At 64.4% G+C, this 17,223-nt stretch carries 19 protein-coding genes; 3 read left to right on the forward strand and 16 right to left on the reverse strand.

All coding sequences use genetic code 11. The features are described 5' to 3' along the window. Nucleotides 1-184: 184 nt before the first annotated feature. The 5 genes from BWP39_RS19335 to BWP39_RS19355 form a co-directional block, all read right to left on the reverse strand. The gene (locus BWP39_RS19335) at nucleotides 185-373 is read right to left on the reverse strand and encodes a 4-oxalocrotonate tautomerase (RefSeq protein ID WP_096723107.1); all 189 of its coding nucleotides are present in this window, start codon (nucleotides 371-373) and stop codon (nucleotides 185-187) included. Between the two features lie 30 nt (nucleotides 374-403). Further along, entirely contained in the window at nucleotides 404-1,189 is a 786-nt protein-coding gene (locus BWP39_RS19340; RefSeq protein WP_096723109.1) for a class II aldolase/adducin family protein, read from the reverse strand. A gap of 51 nt (nucleotides 1,190-1,240) precedes the next feature. Next, nucleotides 1,241-2,212, reverse strand: coding sequence for an urea transporter (locus tag BWP39_RS19345; RefSeq protein WP_096723111.1), 972 nt, complete (start codon nucleotides 2,210-2,212; stop codon nucleotides 1,241-1,243). Between the two features lie 191 nt (nucleotides 2,213-2,403). Then, complete coding sequence (locus BWP39_RS19350) at nucleotides 2,404-2,802, reverse strand: DUF4440 domain-containing protein (protein WP_096723113.1); 399 nt, start codon at nucleotides 2,800-2,802, stop codon at nucleotides 2,404-2,406. A gap of 15 nt (nucleotides 2,803-2,817) precedes the next feature. Then, entirely contained in the window at nucleotides 2,818-4,197 is a 1,380-nt protein-coding gene (locus BWP39_RS19355; RefSeq protein WP_096723115.1) for an MFS transporter, read from the reverse strand. Nucleotides 4,198-4,308: 111 nt separating this feature from the next. Here BWP39_RS19355 and BWP39_RS19360 point away from each other — a divergent pair, with 111 nt between their 5' ends. After that, on the forward strand, nucleotides 4,309-5,238 hold the full coding sequence (locus tag BWP39_RS19360; protein WP_096723117.1) for a LysR family transcriptional regulator: 930 nt from the start codon (nucleotides 4,309-4,311) through the stop codon (nucleotides 5,236-5,238). Nucleotides 5,239-5,291: 53 nt separating this feature from the next. On the opposite strand, the gene BWP39_RS19365 is transcribed toward BWP39_RS19360, so the two are convergent. Next, nucleotides 5,292-5,573 carry a type II toxin-antitoxin system CcdA family antitoxin gene (locus tag BWP39_RS19365; RefSeq protein ID WP_096723119.1) on the reverse strand — a complete coding sequence of 94 codons (282 nt, stop codon included), beginning with the start codon at nucleotides 5,571-5,573 and terminating at the stop codon, nucleotides 5,292-5,294. Between the two features lie 229 nt (nucleotides 5,574-5,802). On the opposite strand from BWP39_RS19365, the gene BWP39_RS19370 reads away from it, so the two are divergent. Beyond that, complete coding sequence (locus tag BWP39_RS19370) at nucleotides 5,803-6,360, forward strand: putative glycolipid-binding domain-containing protein (protein WP_096723121.1); 558 nt, start codon at nucleotides 5,803-5,805, stop codon at nucleotides 6,358-6,360. Here the strand turns inward: BWP39_RS19370 and BWP39_RS19375 are convergent. From BWP39_RS19375 to BWP39_RS19410, 8 genes are all read right to left on the reverse strand, one after another. Beyond that, nucleotides 6,335-7,303: an alpha/beta fold hydrolase gene (locus BWP39_RS19375; protein ID WP_096723123.1), complete on the reverse strand. Its 969-nt coding sequence runs from the start codon at nucleotides 7,301-7,303 to the stop codon at nucleotides 6,335-6,337. The two genes, BWP39_RS19370 and BWP39_RS19375, sit on opposite strands and share 26 nt — an antisense overlap. Further along, nucleotides 7,300-8,178: a metal-dependent hydrolase gene (locus BWP39_RS19380; protein ID WP_096723125.1), complete on the reverse strand. Its 879-nt coding sequence runs from the start codon at nucleotides 8,176-8,178 to the stop codon at nucleotides 7,300-7,302. Before BWP39_RS19380 ends, BWP39_RS19375 begins: the two co-directional genes overlap by 4 nt. Nucleotides 8,179-8,237: 59 nt before the next feature. Continuing rightward, nucleotides 8,238-9,149, reverse strand: coding sequence for an SDR family NAD(P)-dependent oxidoreductase (locus BWP39_RS19385; protein ID WP_096723127.1), 912 nt, complete (start codon nucleotides 9,147-9,149; stop codon nucleotides 8,238-8,240). A 74-nt stretch (nucleotides 9,150-9,223) separates the two neighbouring features. Beyond that, nucleotides 9,224-10,804, reverse strand: a complete 1,581-nt coding sequence (locus BWP39_RS19390) for a flavin-containing monooxygenase (RefSeq protein ID WP_096723129.1) — start codon at nucleotides 10,802-10,804, stop codon at nucleotides 9,224-9,226. A gap of 203 nt (nucleotides 10,805-11,007) precedes the next feature. Further along, nucleotides 11,008-12,000, reverse strand: coding sequence for a sulfonate ABC transporter substrate-binding protein (locus tag BWP39_RS19395; protein ID WP_096723131.1), 993 nt, complete (start codon nucleotides 11,998-12,000; stop codon nucleotides 11,008-11,010). 201 nt (nucleotides 12,001-12,201) lie between these two features. After that, entirely contained in the window at nucleotides 12,202-13,047 is an 846-nt protein-coding gene (locus BWP39_RS19400; RefSeq protein WP_133116897.1) for a MerR family transcriptional regulator, read from the reverse strand. An 89-nt stretch (nucleotides 13,048-13,136) separates the two neighbouring features. Continuing rightward, complete coding sequence (locus BWP39_RS19405; RefSeq protein WP_096723133.1) at nucleotides 13,137-13,691, reverse strand: GNAT family N-acetyltransferase; 555 nt, start codon at nucleotides 13,689-13,691, stop codon at nucleotides 13,137-13,139. A 184-nt stretch (nucleotides 13,692-13,875) separates the two neighbouring features. Continuing rightward, on the reverse strand, nucleotides 13,876-14,733 hold the full coding sequence (locus tag BWP39_RS19410) for a LysR family transcriptional regulator (protein WP_235851487.1): 858 nt from the start codon (nucleotides 14,731-14,733) through the stop codon (nucleotides 13,876-13,878). A gap of 121 nt (nucleotides 14,734-14,854) precedes the next feature. Here BWP39_RS19410 and BWP39_RS19415 point away from each other — a divergent pair, with 121 nt between their 5' ends. After that, a complete protein-coding gene (locus BWP39_RS19415; protein ID WP_096723137.1) occupies nucleotides 14,855-15,841 on the forward strand; it encodes a quinone oxidoreductase family protein in 987 nt (328 codons plus the stop codon). Between the two features lie 23 nt (nucleotides 15,842-15,864). On the opposite strand, the gene BWP39_RS19420 is transcribed toward BWP39_RS19415, so the two are convergent. Both BWP39_RS19420 and BWP39_RS19425 read right to left on the reverse strand, forming a co-directional pair. Next, nucleotides 15,865-16,146 (reverse strand): hypothetical protein, encoded by a 282-nt coding sequence (locus BWP39_RS19420; RefSeq protein ID WP_096723139.1) that lies wholly within the window; start codon nucleotides 16,144-16,146, stop codon nucleotides 15,865-15,867. Nucleotides 16,147-16,261: 115 nt separating this feature from the next. Continuing rightward, a complete protein-coding gene (locus BWP39_RS19425; RefSeq protein WP_096723141.1) occupies nucleotides 16,262-17,143 on the reverse strand; it encodes a DMT family transporter in 882 nt (293 codons plus the stop codon). Nucleotides 17,144-17,223: the final 80 nt, after the last annotated feature.

A 17,223-nucleotide genomic window follows, 5' to 3' on the forward strand; every position in this document is an offset into this window, starting at 1 on the left:
TGCTGCCTATCGTGGCTTCGTGAAAGCCCGTTACGCGCTGTGGCTGCGCACGAAGTGCGGCAATACACCGCGCTGCAGCAGAGGTTTCGGAAGGGGGCGCGACGGCCCGGGAGTTGGCCGTCGTAGAGGACGACGCGAGTGCGTCGTCAGGACGTGTGAAACGGGACGGTGGAGTTGATGCTGGCTAGGCCGGGTCCGACCACAAGCGCCCGCCGGTCGCCCAGTTTTCCCGCTTCACATCGGTGAGGATGATGTCGACGCTGTTCGGCTCGACGCCTAAGGATTCGCAGGTGGCTTTCGTGATCGCTTCTACAAACCGACGTTTTTGCTCGATGCTGCGTCCTTCGAAAAGCTCGATGTGAAACGTGGGCATAACGACTCCTTTTAAAAAATGTGCGCGACTTCAATCGCGAAATGACGGATCGAGCCGGTCGAGTTTGCGCAGTAGCGCGGGCCATTCGAGTGCGCCTTCAATCGCTCCGCCGTCGAACAGTTGTTCCGCGGTGCGCGCCGCAACCGCTTCCGACGGCAACACGAGGTCCGCGCGTTCGGGGTCGCGCGCCTGCGCGAGCAACTGGATTTCGCAGGCCTTCACGAGCGTTGCCATCAGCACGTATGCTTCCGCGACTGTGCGTCCGACAGTCAGCGTGCCGTGATTGCGCAGCAGCATTGCGGGCTTGTCCGCAAGATGCCCGACAAGCCGCTCGCCTTCAGCCGGTGTGAACGCGACGCTTTCGTAATCGTGGTACGCGAGCTGCCCGTGAAAGCGCAGCGCGTGTTGCGACGCAGGCAGCAAGCCGGCGCGCTGGATCGATACGGCAATGCCTGCAGAGTTATGCAGATGCATCACGCAGAAAGCATCGGCACGCGCCGCATGAACGGCGGCATGCAAGGCGAAGCCGGTAACGTTCACCGTATGCTCGCTCGTGCCGACGATATGGCCGGCTATATCGATCTTCACGAGATTCGACGCGCACACTTCATCGAATGAAAAGCCGAACGGGTTGATCAGAAAGTGGCCGGGTTCGCCCGGCACGTTCGCGGAGATGTGCGTGTAGATCAGATCGTCCCAGCCGTTGAGTGCGACCAGACGATACGCGGCGGCGAGATCGGTGCGGGTCCGGTGTTCGGCGTCGGTCATCGGACCGGTCGCGGCGACGCGGCCGGTCGGCGTATGGGTGAACGACATAGCTGTCTCCTCGTGGGGCGTCGGGGTGCGGCGATACGCTGGGTGCGGTGCTTATCCGGTCACGCGTGCCTGCGTGGCCCGCGGTTCGTCGTGGGACTGCGGGTTCGTCGCAGGCGCGCGCTGTGACCCACCGCGCAGCAGCCACTGCATGCTCCACGTCGCGAGAACGAACGGCGCGGTCATGGCGGGCCAGCCCCAACGGATCGCAAACAGCTGCACGAGCACTGCTATCGCAACACCGCCGAGCATCGTTGCCATGCCGCTATCGACAAGCGCAAGCGCAGTCAGCGCGCCGTTACATCCTAGCAGGCCGGCGTCGAACGACGATAGTGGCGCGCCGCACAGCAGTTGCACGACGCTCGCAAGCGTCGCTCCGCCAAGCGCGACGAGTGCGGCGCGCCGCGACGCGGCTGCGATGCCGGCGCATACGAGCAATCCCGGTAGCGCACCCGACGCGAACGCGATCTGTGCGAGACCGCTGAACGCGCCAAACACGCCACGCACGGCATCGGCTGGAGTCAGCATGGCGAAGTTCGTGGCCGTGTGCGTTGCCGTGGGTATCGTTGGTATGGTTGGCATCGTTGGTATAGCCACGATGTGATGGAACGGCAACCAGCTCCACGTGACGATCAGACATGGGCTCGAATAACAACCTAGCCCTCGCGTGCGCAGCCAGCGCGACCATGGTCCGCCGAGCGCCGCCGCTACCGTTGCCGCGAGGATCGCGGTGGCGGTGGCCGTCGCCGGATCGGCGATGAACGAGAACGCGGCCAGTGCAGCGAGGGCGCCATTGAAACCGTGCAGTCCGGCACGCGTCGCTGCGTCATCACGACCAACGAGTATCGCGACGACGTTCGCCGTCACTGCGCCCATCGCCGCAGCGCACGCGAGCCGCGGTTCGCAGATGAGCAATGCCGCAAGCACACCGGCGCCGGTCCGGGCGTTCGGCTGCAGAACGATCTGGCCGATGCTGCGCAACAGCGTGCGCAGCGCAGCGGCTTGCGGGTCGTGGGCGGCGTGCATGAAGCGAATGGCGCGGCAGGGTCTGGGCGAATCGCGAGGATAGGGTACGGGGGCGCATTAAGGCATCCTGGTGCGCTGATAGTGGCTATTTGGGCGAATGACGGAGGGGAGCCGGGTGGACAACCGGGGCGTACCGTCGCGCCTGATCACGGAATCCACGAACAACGACCCGGCACACCTGACGTTCGCGCTCAGGACACGACCGATGTTTCCTGCAAGTGCCGCCACGTCACGCACCCCGACTCGTCGCAGGCCAACACAGCAGTCGATCGCCTCACCGTGCAACTGCCGCTTTCATCGATCTGCGTCTCACGGTAGCCGACGACCGCACCCTCGCGCCACGCAGCAATGTCGTGCAATTCATCGATCTCGATACGCAGTCCGGGCCGTTTGCCATGCCCCTGCGAAAACAACCCATCCACGGCTGTGCGGTCGAGCTGTAAACCTTGCAGCGTGACCATCGAAAAGCATCGCGAGAAACGATTCAGCAGCGTGGCAAGCCGGTCTGGTTCGGCGCGGCCCGATAGCCATTGCTCGATGTCGATATGTGCGTCGACGATTTCCTGGAAGAACGGGTTCGGTGGATTCATGGCGTGAGAGCGCGATTAACGGGAAGCGAGTTGATTGGCGGTGGAACGGTGTCTTGCGAGCCGCAAGACGAGTGGCAAGGGCAATAACGTCAGCAACGCTGCAAACAGAAAGCACTGACGATACGGCGTGAGCGCGGCACCGGTTACCCCGTGCGAGAGCAGGAAGTTCAGCGCGCTACCGAGCACCGCGACGCCGAGGCAGAAGCTCAACTGCCGGTTGATGTTCCACAGTGCGCTCGCATCGCCCATCCGGTCAGCGGGCACGTCGAGAAACGCGGCGCTCTGCGATGTGCTCGTACACAGGCTGGCGCCGAATCCCATCGCGATGAACGCAAGCACCCGGCCGATGTCCTGCGCGACGAACGGTGTAGCGAGCAACGCGATGCCCGCGCAGTTGGCGAGGATTCCGCAGACGAACAGTGGCCTCGCACCCCAGATCGGAAAACAGCGTCGCGTCGTGGTGATCGCAACGAACGACGCAACGGCCCACGGCACCATCAGTGCGCCAGTCTGCGTCGCGCTCTGACCGAGTACGTCCTGCAGGTAGAGCGTGGCAATGAGGTTCACGCCCGCGAAAACGCCCGGCACGCATAGATAGATCACGATGCCGATGCGCAGCAGCGGTCGTGCGAGCAGCGTTAGATCGAGCAGCGGCGCATTCGAGCGATGCGCGTGCCGCACATAGACGAGACCCGCGACGAACGCGACCGCGAGCGGCACGACGGCCCAGCCAGCCATGCCGCGCTGACCGGAGAAAGTCAGGCCGAGTAGAAGCGCGACGAGTGCAGTCACGCTGATGACGAGGCCGCGCAGGTCGAGCGCCGGCGACCGGTCGGATGCGATGTCCACGGGAAGCCACGCAAGCGCGAGTCCGCAGGCGAGGGCGGCGAGCGGCAGCATCGCGAAGAAGATCCAGCGCCACGACGTGTGATCGACAATCACGCCGCCGAGCGCAGGCGACAGCGCGGGCACGAGCAGTGCCACCATCATCACGACCGACGTCAGGTGCGCGCGCGCTTCCGACGGATAGGCGCGATAGGTCATCGCCTGTCCTACGGGGATCAGCAACCCGCCACCCAAGCCCTGGATGAACCGCCAGATCAATAGCGCGCCGATTGATGGCGCGCTTGCCGCGCCCGCGCTGCCCAGCGCGAAGATCAGCAGCGACGCGACCAGTACCCGCCGCTCGCCGAAACGGCGCGCGAGCCAGATACCGAGCGGAATCACGACCGTCAACCCCAGCATGTACATGTTGCCCACCCACGCCAGTTGCGCGACCGACGCGTGCAGTTCGCGCTGGAGCGCCGGATACGCGGTGTTGATCACGAACATGTTGGCGAGATCGATGGCGAAACCGATCAGGTAGACGACGGCAATTTTCGAACGAGGGGACATGAACGCAGGAAACCGGATTGGACGGCGTAGTGTAAAGTCCGCGATTCGTCCTGGTAAGGCGATCAATCTGGCTTGAGTGGTCAAAAAAAAATATTGACAATAGAGGGCGTCATGGTGAGCTTGAACCGGTTCGACGTATTCCGCGTGGTCGCGGAGACGGGCTCATTTACAGTCGCTGCGACCATGCTGAATCAGGCGCGGGCGGCCGTCAGTTTCAACATCAAGCAACTCGAGGCCGAACTCGGCGTCACCCTGCTGACGCGGACGACGCGCCGCGTCGAATTGACCGACGCGGGCGAGCGTTTCTACAAGCGCTGCCTGCGTGTGCTCGCGGAAGCCGAAGGCGCCATCGAGGAAGCCCGCGGCGAGCACGGCGGCATGCAAGGCAGCTTGCGCGTGACATCGACGGTCGAATACGGGCTGATGGTCATCGCGCCGGCGTTGCACGAATTCATGCAGGTGCATCCGGGGCTGCAGGTCCGTCTGGAGACGCATACGGCGCAGGTCGATCTCGCGCGCGAGCGGTTTGATGTGGCGATCCGGCTCGGGCGGCTCGAGCAGTTCGAGGATTCGCCGTATCGGGGCGTGTGTCTCGACACCTATGAAGTCAGGCCGGTGATGTCGCCAGCGCTGCTCGCTGGAACCGGCATGACACGCATCGAGTCACCTGACGCGCTGGCGGGTCTCGCGAGACTCGGCCATAGCCGGCTCGAGCGGATTGGCGCGTGGACACTTGAGGACCGCGACGGCCGGCAGCATGTATTCCGTCCGCTTGCGAAACCGCGCATCGTGGCCGATAACGCGTCGGTGTTGCGGGCACTGGCGCTGCGGGGAAGCGGTGTCGCACTCCTGCCGGAATGGCTGGTGCGCGACGACCTTGCCAGTGGTGCGCTGATCGATGCACTCCCGGACTACCGGTTTCCGAAGCAGGCGGTCTACGCGCTGTATCTTCCGACGCGGCATGTGCCGCAGAAGATCCGGACGTGGGTGGATTTTATGAAGGGTTATGTTCGGGGATTGTCGCAGGCAGAAAAAGGCTAGCGCTGAGGGTGATGCGATTCGGCCGGCGCGGTTGCCTACGACTAATCGGGCCATCAGAACATCCGATGTTCGTCGAGCGGCAGACGGTCGTGCTCGATGCGTGCGTTCATCTCTGCGATGAAACCTGCATGCTCTGCTGCCGACAAACGCGCCTCGGCTTCATGAACCTCCGATCGCAGCCCCCGTTCGCTTGCACGCGAGACGTTGACGTCCAGTTCTTTCGCGCGGTCAAGCAGATCGGACGGCAACGATACCTTCGTGAGCTTGCGTATGACTTTTTGTGCCGGTTGCGACGGGGACAATTTGCCTGCCTGACGCGCTTGTTCAAAAGCCATGTTCAACTCCTATGTGCACAATATTGCGCGTAGGGTCGCACATCCGGGCCGCGACTGGTGGCGAGCTTACGATACCGGGTGAAGTCTAGATGCTTGGGGGCGGTGCCGGTTCGACCAGGCACTCCGTACGTCGCCGGGCGACCGCGCTACCATGACCCTCTCGCAGAAAACGGCGCGCCCTGACGATATCGACTCGGGCGCACGCCGCCCTACCAAACGAGGCACAGCCATGCGTACAGTGTGTTGGGCATCCGAAGAAGACGACGACGGCATCGAGCATCTGACGTTCGATGCGCGCCCTGAGGGATTTTTCATCGAAAGCACGGTGATCGGGCAGCGCGAGGGCAAAGCCTACGGCCTTTACTACACCGTCCAATGCGATCCGCAATGGCGGGTGACGTACGCGTTTCTGAAAGTCGCAGGCGGTGGCGAACTCGAACTGCACGGCGACGGCGCGGGCCACTGGCGCAACGGACACGGTCTCACGCTAACCGCGCTCGATGGCTGCATCGATATCGACATCACTGTCACACCATTCACCAACACGCTGCCGATTCGCCGCCTGCAACTCGCAGCCGGCGAGCGCCGGACTATAGCCGTGGCCTATATCGCCGCGCCGGAGCTACAGGTGACACGCGTGGACCAGGCGTACACGTGTATCGACCGGGATCGCGAGTATCGCTACGAGGGTTTGCTGAGTGGTTTCACGACCCACCTGAAGGTCGACGACGACGGTCTCGTCGTCGACTATCCGATGATGGTCAGGCGCCTGCCGCCTGTGCGTTGATCGCGTTGCTGCTACCAGGTGTTGCGCTGCGAACGGTTTCGACAACGCTAACCGCGCCATCCTGCTGCACATGTTGCGCAACGAAACTGTCGATGTCCGCGGCGATCAGCAGCGGATCGCGCAGCACAACCCAGTGGCTCGCATCGATTTCAGTACGTACGTAGGGCCCAAGCCAGCGCTCGAGTCCGAGCGAAAGCGGCGGTCCGACATAGCGGTCGCGCATCGGCACGATGAACTGCACCGGCGCATGCGCATGCCGTGCGCGCGGATGCAGCAGACGATCGATGAAATTCGCGCGATACAGGTTGATGCCGTTGAGCGCGTTGCGCAATTGCGCGGGGTCGCGCTCGGGGCGCACGCGCTCCGTGACGCGCAGCCACAGCGGCCAGCTACGCGCGCCACCCAGGCGCCACACCAGCTCCGGAATGAGCGGCAGGTGAAAGAAGAAGATGTACCAGGACTTCAGAATCTGCTTGAGCCGGCTGCCTGACCCCGCCTGTGCGGCCTTCTGGTCGCGATCGCCGCGCAGGCCCAACGCCGCGTGGTCGAGGCAGGGTCCCGAGATCGACGTGTAGGACGCAATACGTCCCTGGAACCCCGGGTCCGTGACCGCTTCCCAGCACTGAATCGAGCCCCAGTCGTGACCGACAAGATGGAATGGCCGCGTGCCGCAGGTCGCCGCGGTGACGGCGGCGAGATCGGCGGCAAGGCGCTCGAGCCGGTAGCCCGAGCGTGCGGCAGGCGCCTCCGATGCGCCGGCGCCGCGCACGTCGTAAGAGATCACGCGATAGCGCGTATCGAGTTGCGCGCGCACCGGCTCCCACACCGTGGCCGAATCCGGATAGCCGTGCACGAGCACGATCGGTGTCGCATCGCGCGGGCCGCTGACATAGACGGCGAGCCGCACATCGCCCGCATCGACGACGAGCGTGTCGCGAATCATGCTGCGGCTCGCACGCCGCGGCGCGACGCTTTCAACGCGGGTTTCCCTGCGTTGGAAGCCTCGACTGCAGCGACCAGTCCATCGATACGCGACAACTGCGCGCGATTATCGTGATCCCACGGATGGAAACCCGGCTTGAAAAAGCGCAACCATTCGAGTGCGATACGCGGAAACACGCCATGACGCGGACCGTACAGGAACTTGACGACTTCCCACATGCCGCGCAGATGGCCACCGCGCTTGCGGTCGGCGATCATCAACCGGATGTGGTAATCGAACACGATCAGCCAGAACACCGCGGTGGTGACGAGCATCGTGCCGGTACGCAACAGATAGCGCCACGGGCCTGGTTTGACGACGGTATTCCAGACGTCGTAGGAAACAGACTTGTGCTCGGTTTCTTCGAGCGCGTGCCACGTCCACATCTGCGCATAACCCTCGACCGCCCCAGCGATACGTGAGTCATCTTCGAGCAGCAATCCCGCGAGCATCGCGGTGTAGTGTTCGAGCGCGACGGTCATCGCGAGCTGGAACGACGGCGGCAGTATCTTTCGATTGAAATTGAGGAACGCTGCGAGCTTCCGGTCGAGCTTGTGCGCAGGTAACCCCGCCGCTTGCAGCAGGTCGTTGTATTCGATGTGCTCGCGCGTATGCATCGCTTCCTGACCGATGAAGCCGAGTACCTGCTTTTTCAGCACAGGGTCGGTGATCTGGTCGCGGTAGTAGCGCACGCTGTCCATAAAGTAGCGCTCGCCGGCGGGAAACAGCAGTGACAGCGCGTTGAAGTAGTGCGTCACGTGCGAACCGAGTGCGTGCCAGTCGGAGGCCCGTTCGGGCGGCAGGGCGAACCGCAGGTCGCGGCGAATCGGTATCATCGTTGTGCTCCTTGTGACTCTTTGTCGGTAGCGTTCTCTTGCTTCGATATGCGGCGCTATTACGCGCGCCGGCTCGTCGCCGCTGCGTCGCGTGCGAGGGCGCGTTTGTGCGCAATGCGCGCCATGCGGCGGGTCTGCATCACGACCAGCACCTGGTATGCGGAGGGCAGGATCCGCGCAAGCCAGTCGCCGGCCTTTGCATCGCGACCGATCAACACGCGGCGCTTGTTCTTGCGCACGCCATCGAGGATCACGCGGGCCGCTTCGTCAGCGGTCGTGATGAAAAACTTTTCGAAATCGTCCTTGCCCTGCTGCTCGCTCTCGATCATGAAACCGATCATGTTCTTCGAGATGCGGCCCGACTGGGCGATCCCGGTCTGGATGCCGCCCGGATGCACCGAGGTCGCGGACACACCGCAGTTCATCAGATCGAGTTCCTGACGCAGCGATTCGGTGAAGCCGCGCACCGCAAATTTGGTCGCGTTGTAGCCGCTCATGCCGGGCTGCGCGAAGATGCCGAACAGGCTCGACGTATTGACGATGTGCCCCTCGCCCGACGCTTTCAGATGCGGCAGGAACGCTTTCGTGCCATGCACGACGCCCCAGAAATTGACGCCGACGATCCACTCGAGATCGCTGTATTCCATGCCTTCAATCGTGCTCGACAGCGCAACGCCTGCATTGTTGAACACGAGGTTCACGCGGTGGTGTTGCGCAACCGTTTCGGTGGCCCAGTCGAACATCGCGGTGCGATCGGAGACGTCGAGCGCGCGCGTCGTGATGCGCAGCGGCGAGCCGACTACCTGCGGCGCGGCGGCCTGGGCAAGTTGCGCCGTTTCCGCGAGGCTCGTTGCGTTGCGATCTGCCAGCGAGAGGTGGCAACCTTCGCGGGCGAGTGCGATCGCAAGTGAGCGGCCCATGCCTGAGCCAGCACCGGTAATCGCGGCCACTCTGTCGGTGAAATTCTTCATGCGCTTTTCTCCTGTGTCTCTCGATGCTTTATCGTTTTCGATGCGGTTGCGTTGCGTTTCGATGTCCGGGGTGTTCAGGTCGCTTCCGCGGAGGCGGTCGTACCCGTTACACCGCTGCGCGCCTGAGCCGGGGCAAGCTTGGCATCCTGTGCCGCGATCGGCGCATACGCGTAGTAGTCGCCCATGCTGAAGCTGCTCGTCGCCTGACGGAAGCGCCACGTAAATCCCGGCCACAGCGTCGTATTCTTGCCGCTGCGCGGATCGAGGTACCAGCTCGTGCAGCCACCGGTCGACCAGATCGCACGATCGAGCTGCTTCTGGATCTTCTCGTTGTACGCGTGCTCGACTTGCGGGCGCACTTCGACGGCAGTCGCACGTTCGGTGCGCATCGTCTTCAGCGCGCCAAGGATGTATTCGACCTGCGACTCGATCATGTACACCATCGAGTTGTGACCGAGGCCAGTGTTCGGACCAACGATCATGAAGAAGTTCGGATAGCCGGGCAGGGTGCTGCCGAGATACGCATGCACGCCATCGCGCCACGTATCGACGATGTCGACACCGTCGCGACCGAGCACGACGCCGCGCGGGAACGGATCGGAGATCTGGAAGCCCGTGCCGTAGATCACGCAGTCCACCGGGTGACGTACGCCGTCATCGGTGACAACCGCATCGGACTCGATGCGCGTAATGCCGGTCGTCACCACCGACACGTTGGGACGCGAGAGCGCCGGGAAGTAGTCGTTCGAAATCAACACACGTTTGCAGCCGATCGTGTAGTTCGGCGTGAGCGTCGCGCGCAGTTTCGGATCAGGCACCTGGCGACGCAGATGCCGCTCGGCGACCTTCTGCACGGTCTTCATCAGCGACGGATGAATCGCAAAACCCAGCACACGCGATTCGAGCATCCAGTAGAGGCCCGTGCGCATGATCTTTTGCGTGAACGGCAGATGCTTGAAGAGCCATTGCTCGACCGGTTTGATCGCGCGATCGGCCTTCGGCATGATCCACGGCGGCGTGCGTTGGAACAGTTCGAGTTTCGCCACGCTCGGTGCGATCTGCGGCACGAACTGGATCGCGCTGGCACCGGTGCCGATCACGGCGACGCGCTTGCCTTCCAGCGAATACGTATGGTCCCAGTGCTGCGAGTGGAACGACTTGCCCGTGAAGTTCTCGATACCCGGAATGTTCGGCATCGCGGCACGCGACAGACCGCCCATACCCGACACCAGCACGCGTGCCGACCACTGCTGGCCGTTCGCGAAGCGCAACTGCCAGCGGTGGCTCACCTCGTCGTAGATCGCGCTGACGAGTTCGTGCCCGAAGCGCAGATGGCGCTGTACACCGAAGCGCGTCGTGCATTCTTCCAGGTACGAGCGGATTTCCGGCTGGCGCGCGAACATCCGCGTCCAGCGCGGGTTCGGAGCAAACGAGAACGAGTAGACGTGTGACTGCACGTCACAGGCGCAGCCCGGATAGTGGTTGTCGCGCCAGGTACCGCCGACCGAATCGGCCTTCTCCGCGATCATGAAATCGGTCTGGCCGCTCTGACGCAGCCGGATCGCCATCCCGAGACCGGCGAAGCCGGAACCGATGATCGCAACGTCGGTATCGATGGACGCCGCGGCGTCCGGAGGCATCGTGCGCGCATTCATCCGGTCTGTCTCCTTTTTTATCCGCTCATAACTGTTACATTGATTGATGTAACGATAGAGATGAAGCCCGGATGACGCAAGTCCCTGTTTAGACGGGGGACTCTATGGAGAGCGGAGAAAGCGGCGCCAGCCGGCGCTGCCGCGCCCGCAAGGGCGGTGCGGCAAGGCCGGCATGAAAAAACGGAGGAAAGTACGGGGGTGTCCTACTGGGCAGCAAGCCGGGCGGCGGCGCTGCTGTTTTGCCAGACATTGTCCTTAACGGCGATTTTCTGCGGAATCAGCCGGGCGCCGTAGAACGCGTCGGCGACATGCTGCTGTGCCTGCGCGACGTCGTCGGTGATCGCCGTCGCGCCGTATGGCACCCGGCGGACCCATTTCTCTACCAGCGCCGCATCGAGCCCGACCTTCGGTGCAATCAGCGCGGCCGTTTCCGCGGGATGCTGGTTGACCCACAGGCCGCTTGCACGCAGTTGCACGAGTACCTCGCTGACCACCTCCGGATGCTGTTGCGCGAAGTCGCGGGTGGCTTCGTAGAAGTTGTAGGTGAGGCCCGCGGGCGGGAGCGCCGTGTAGTCGGCGAGCGTGCGTGCCTTCAGTGCCTGCTGCGCGGCTGCGTAGTACGGGTCCCAGATCGCCCACGCATCGACGTCGCCCTTTTCGAAGGCGGCGCGCGCGTCGGCGGGCGGCAGATAGACCGGACGGATATCGTTGTAGCCGAGACCAGCCTTGCGCAATAGCTCGAGCAGCAGGTAGTTGGCGCTCGAGCCTTTCTGCAGGGCGACACGCTTGCCCTTCAGATCGGCCAGCGTGTGCAGCGGCGAATCGGCCTTGACGATCAACGCTTCGCTGAGCTTGCTGCCCGGTTCGGCACCGACGTAGACGAAGCCGACACCGCCCGCCTGCGCGAATACCGGTGGCGGTGCACCGGTGTAGCCAAAGTCGATGCTGTTGGCGTTGAGCGCTTCGAGCAGTTGCGGGCCTGCGGGGAATTCGAACCACTTGACGCTGTAGCCGAGCGGCTTGAGCTTCGTTTCGAGCGTGCCTTGCGCTTTCAGCACGGCAAGCAGGCCGGCTTTCTGATAACCGACGCGCAACACGCGATCGCCGCTTGCGTGGCTCGTGTCCTGTGCGAACGCCGCACCGGTTGCGCCAAACGATAGCGCGACCACCACTGCGGTTGTCGCGGCGACGAGCATGAGTCGGCGCCGGTTTCTCGCCGGGTGAGATTTCATCGGAAGCTCCAGGGGTGAATGCGCAGCAGCCACGCGCTGGAGGGTGGCCGTGCGTGATTGTGCGGTTGCGAGGTGCGGGAGATCGTCGCACGCACGCGCGCCGGCGCAAACCAAGCAATGCAGATTTGGATATGACGCGCGGCATGGCGCCGCGCGTTGGGCGCGCTACTTCTTGCGGCCTTTGGGCGGATCCGCCGGCTTGACCTGCGATGCGGAGTCGCCGTCGTGCACGTGGCCCAGCTTCTCCATGATTCCGGCGACGCGGTCGCCAAGATAGTCGCCGGAGGCTTCTTCGAGCGCGCGATTCATCTCGCTTTCGACGAGCACCATACTGAGCGGACGGATGCGCCAGATAGCGTCGACGAGTGCGGGGACATCGGCGGGAGGAGGCAATGCGCCAGCCTCGTAGTGGTCCAGCCGGCGGACCACCAGATCGACCAGCGCCTTGGCGATCGCGTTGAAGTGGGGGCGCGACACGCGCAGTGCATCGAGCAGGTCGGGAGTCGGTACGCCTTCGCGCGCCATCGTCGCACCGGCGGCGAGCGTCGACGGGCTGCGCGCAACGAACGACAGGCCCTCGCGCTCCAGCAACCCCAGTTCGATCGCTTTGCCGAGCATCGTCGGTGATGCCTTGCCGCCGAATAGCTGCATGAGTTCGAGCAGCGAGTATTTCTTCGGCCGTTCTTGTGACCAGCTACTGCCGATCGCCGTTTCGAGCCCGAGGATCGAGCGTAGATCGTGGCCTTCGTCGATGGCCTTGATCAGGTCCTGGATGTTCGCGAGCGTGTAGCCGCGTGCGAGCAGATGGTTGATCAGCTTCAACCGGGACACGTGCGTATCGTCGTACACGCCGACCCGGCCGCGTTTTTCGGGTGGCGATAGCAGGCCGCGATCCTGATAGGCGCGCACGTTGCGCACGGTGGTATCGGTCACGCGCGCGAGTTCGTCGACGGTGTATTCGTTGCGCGGCGCGGCTGGCATCGCTGCGGCGGGAGAGGGCGTCTTGGGCATGCCGCGATTTTAACGCGCCGGGCCGCGAACTGGGCGCATCCAATAAATAGGCCGGCGGATCGGGCTGCGGCCGCGTAGGGTCAGGTGGCTCACGGACGGTGATCGTCGGGCATGACGTCGCTGCCTTTGCCGAGCGGGCGCTGCATCAGCGTGGTGTCGAGCCAGCGGCCGTGCTTGAAGCCGGCACCCTTGATCGTGCCGATCAGTTCGAAGCCGAGACTCGCGTGCAGCGACAGGGAACCGCCGCGGCCGCCGTCCGCGATGACCGCGATCATCTGTCTCCAGGGGCCGGTCTCGCAGCGCTCGATCAGCGCCTTCAACAGCACGCGGCCGAGGCCGCGACCGCGAAAGGCGTCGTCGATGTAGATCGAGTCTTCGATGGTATGGCGGTAGGCCGCGCGCGGACGGTAGGGCGTTGCGTAGCAGTAGCCCGCGACCGTGCCGTCGATCTCCGCCACCATGTACGGCAAGTCGCGTTCCCGCACGGCGGCGAGGCGCGTACGCAGATCGTCGACGGAAGGGGGCGTTTCCTCGAATGACGCAACGCCTGTCAACACGTGATGGGCGTAGATGGCCTGGATGGCGGGCAGGTCGGATTCGGTGGCGTCGCGCAGGTGGGTTGTGTCGGTTGAGAGTGTCAGCATGGGGTGTCGGGTAGAGCGGTCGGTCGCGCGCATCGAGGCGGTGCAGTGCGCCCGGTGCGATCAGTTTGATAGCGGGGGTTTGGGTTCGGGATTCACTATGCCAGCGTGGGCCACTGAATTGAAGCAGGTCAAAAATGACACGTAGCGAAAACGGTGGCGTTGCGCGTGTTGTCGGGCAACAGCATCACAGACTGTCGCCCGCATCGTGCACCGCCTGCGCGATCGCTTCCGCGACGGCCTGGACGCGCGGCGAGCGCCGCACGTCGGGATGAACGGCGAGCCAGATCTCGCGTTCCACATCGCACGCGGGTTGGGTATCGAGAACGGTCAACGCGTCGTCGCCGTTCGCGATAAAGCCCGGTAGCAAGGCCACGCCGGCACCGGCGCGGCACGCCCGGTAGATCGACGTGAGGTCGTTCGCGATCAGCGCGAACGGGCGGGCTCCCGCGAACTGTACGAGCCACTGCTGCTGGGGCGCATCCGTGAGCGTTTCGTTGTAGCCGATGAATTCCCATTCGCTGGGTGGCCGGCCAAGCCAGTCCGCGGTAGCACGCAGTGAGAACCGCATCGTGCCGAGCCGGCGCGCGGCGAGCCCGGGTTCCGGTGGGCGGCCGAGCCGCACCGCGAGATCTGCTTCGCGGCGAAACAGGTTCGCAGCCCGCGCTTCGCCGACGATATCGAGCTGGATGCCCGGCCATGCACGCCGCCACGCCGCGAGTCGGGGCACCAGAAAGTGGCTACCGAACCCGGGTGGCACCGACAACCGCACCGTGCCCTGCAGCGACACCGCACCGCGCGATGCGCGTTCGAACGCATGCGCTTCTTCCTCGATGCGTACCGCGTGATCGACCAGCAACTGGCCTTCGGTCGTCAATGGCCAGCCGCGCGGCAGCCGGTCGAACAGACGTACGCCGAGCATCTGCTCCATCGCATCGATACGGCGCGCGACCGTCGAATGCTGGACGCCCAGCGTGCGCGCGGCGCCGGAGAGACTACCGCCGCGTGCCGCCGCCAGAAAATAGCGGATGTCGTCCCATTGCAGGCCCGGTACGGGTTTCGAGCTATCTGTCGAATTTTGCACAGTAGTTGACGATTTATCTGGAATTCCAATCGATTATGCACGAAGCCTATGATCGCCCATCATCAATTCATGGAGTGCGGCGATGGGACAGCGTGACGCGTATCAGATTGGTTTCGAAGCCTACGGCGACGCGGGGGTGTTGCGGATGTTTTCGAATCCGGTGCCGGCGCCGGCGGCCGGCGAAGTGCAGATCCGGCAGACGGCCGTGGGCGTGAATTTCGTCGATATCTACTTTCGCTCCGGTCGGTATCGTCTGCCGCAGTTGCCGGCCGCGCCCGGTGTCGAGGCGGCGGGCGTTGTGGAAGCGGTGGGGCCGGGTGTCGACGGCATCCAGATCGGCCAGCGCGTCGTGTATGGCGGCATGCCGCCCGGCAGCTATACGAATCTGCGCAACCTGCCGGCCGATCGTGTGCTGCCGGTGCCCGACGGCATCTCCGATGAAACGGCCGCCGCCGCGCTTTTGCGTGGTGTAACCAGCTGGATGCTGCTGCAGCGCGTACGCGAACTGAAGCCTGGCGACACGCTGCTCGTCCACGCAGCGGCGGGCGGCCTCGGACTCATTCTCGTGCAGTGGGCGAAATCGCTCGGTGCGCGCGTGATCGGGACGGTTGGGTCGCGCGAGAAAGCGGCGCTGGCGCTTGCGCACGGGCTTGATCAGGCGGTGCTGTATCGCGATGAGGATTTCGTCGAAGCAGCCCGTGCGTTTGGGGGCGGGGCGGGCGTCGACTACGCGGTGGATGGCATCGGTGGCGATACGCTGCGGCGTACGCTGGGCGCAGTGAAGCCGTTCGGAATGGTGGCGAGCGTCGGGCAGGTTGCCGGAGAAGCCGCGCCTGTTTCGCTCGACGAACTCGGACCCGCACGTTCAATTGCCCTCGCGCGGCCGAGCGTGCTCGGCCTCATGCGTGACACGGTGCAGTACCAGCGTGCAGCACGCGAAACACTGGATCGCGTGGCACGCGGTCTGCATGTCGAGATCGGCGAGCGCCTACCGCTCGAACGCGCGGCGGATGCGCACCGGCGAATGGAAACCGGTGCGACGACGGGCTCGGTGATCCTGATTCCCTGATTCCGTAGAGCCGTGCTTGTGCCTCAGGGGTGCGAGTAAATCGACTGGGTCGACAGCCGGGGCGTAATACGCCGGCGATGCTTCTTGATCTTGTGCTTCGGCCGCTTCGTCGTGCGCGCGTCAGTCTGCCGGCGCGGCTGCGCCTGGGGCTGCATGGCTGGCGTCGTCGGTTGGGGCGCGGCGGCGGGCTGCAACGTGGCCTGTCCTTCGCCGAAGCGGTAGGTCTGCGAGGTTTGCGCATGTGCCGCGAGCGGCAGCACCGGCAACGCAAGCGCGGCGAGCGCAAGGTAGTGTGAAAACTTCATGAGGGCTCCTGTTCGGCAAGGGCGTCAGGATACCGCAGGGCTGCGAGTTCATCGCTGCGTCCGGCACCTTGGGCGAATCGGGCGGATCGTGCAGATCGGCCTCGCAACCGTAGCTTCAGGTCTGCACAGGTTCCCGCCGCGCAAACCGCCTGGCCCCCGCCACGCAGGCGACGACAGCAACCGTGACCGCGATCATCGCGGGCGGCACAGGTTCGTGCAGCAGCCCCGCGGCCAGCACGAGACCGAAGAACGGTTGCAGCAACTGCAGCTGCCCCACCGCCGCGATACCGCCGAGCGCGAGCCCCCGGTACCAGAACACGAAGCCGATCAGCATGCTGAACAGCGACACATACGCGAGACCCCACAGGGCCGCATGGCTGACGCCGTCGAACGAAGCGGGTCGCAGCCACCACGCGAGCGGCAGCATCGCCGGCAGCGACAGGACGAGCGCCCACGAGATCACCTGCCAGCCGCCCAGATGCCGCGATAACCGCGCGCCTTCCGCGTAGCCGAGCCCACACGCGACGATCGCCGCGAGCATCAACGTGTCGCCAGCCAGCGACGCCGTCACTCCGTTGCGCACCGCAAACCCCACGACCGCCGTGCTGCCGAGCGCCGAGAAAATCCAGAAGGCCGGCTGCGGCCGCTCGCCGCCGCGCAGCACGCCGAAGATCGCGGTGGCGAGCGGTAGCAGTCCGACGAACACGATCGCATGCGCCGACGTGACATGACGCAGCGCGAGCGCGGTCAGCAGCGGAAAACCGACGACGACACCGAGCGCGACGATCACTAGCGGCACGATGTCGCTGCGCGCCGGCCGCTTTTGGCGAAACACGACCAGCAGGGCGAGGGCGAGCACACCGGCGATCGCGGCGCGCGCGAGCGTCAGAAACAGTGGGTCCAACCCCTGTACCGCCACACGCGTGGCCGGCAGCGAGCCACTGAAAATCACCACGCCAATCATGCCGCTGAGCCAACCGTCCGTCGTCTTGTCCATCGAAGCATCCCTGTGAAGCGCAAGCAGCGAGTATCCGCCGGAGCGGCCGAAAGGGTAAGCTACAGGTCAGTACAATTTGT

This window comes from Paraburkholderia acidicola, assembly GCF_002362315.1.
Taxonomy (GTDB): domain Bacteria; phylum Pseudomonadota; class Gammaproteobacteria; order Burkholderiales; family Burkholderiaceae; genus Paraburkholderia; species Paraburkholderia acidicola.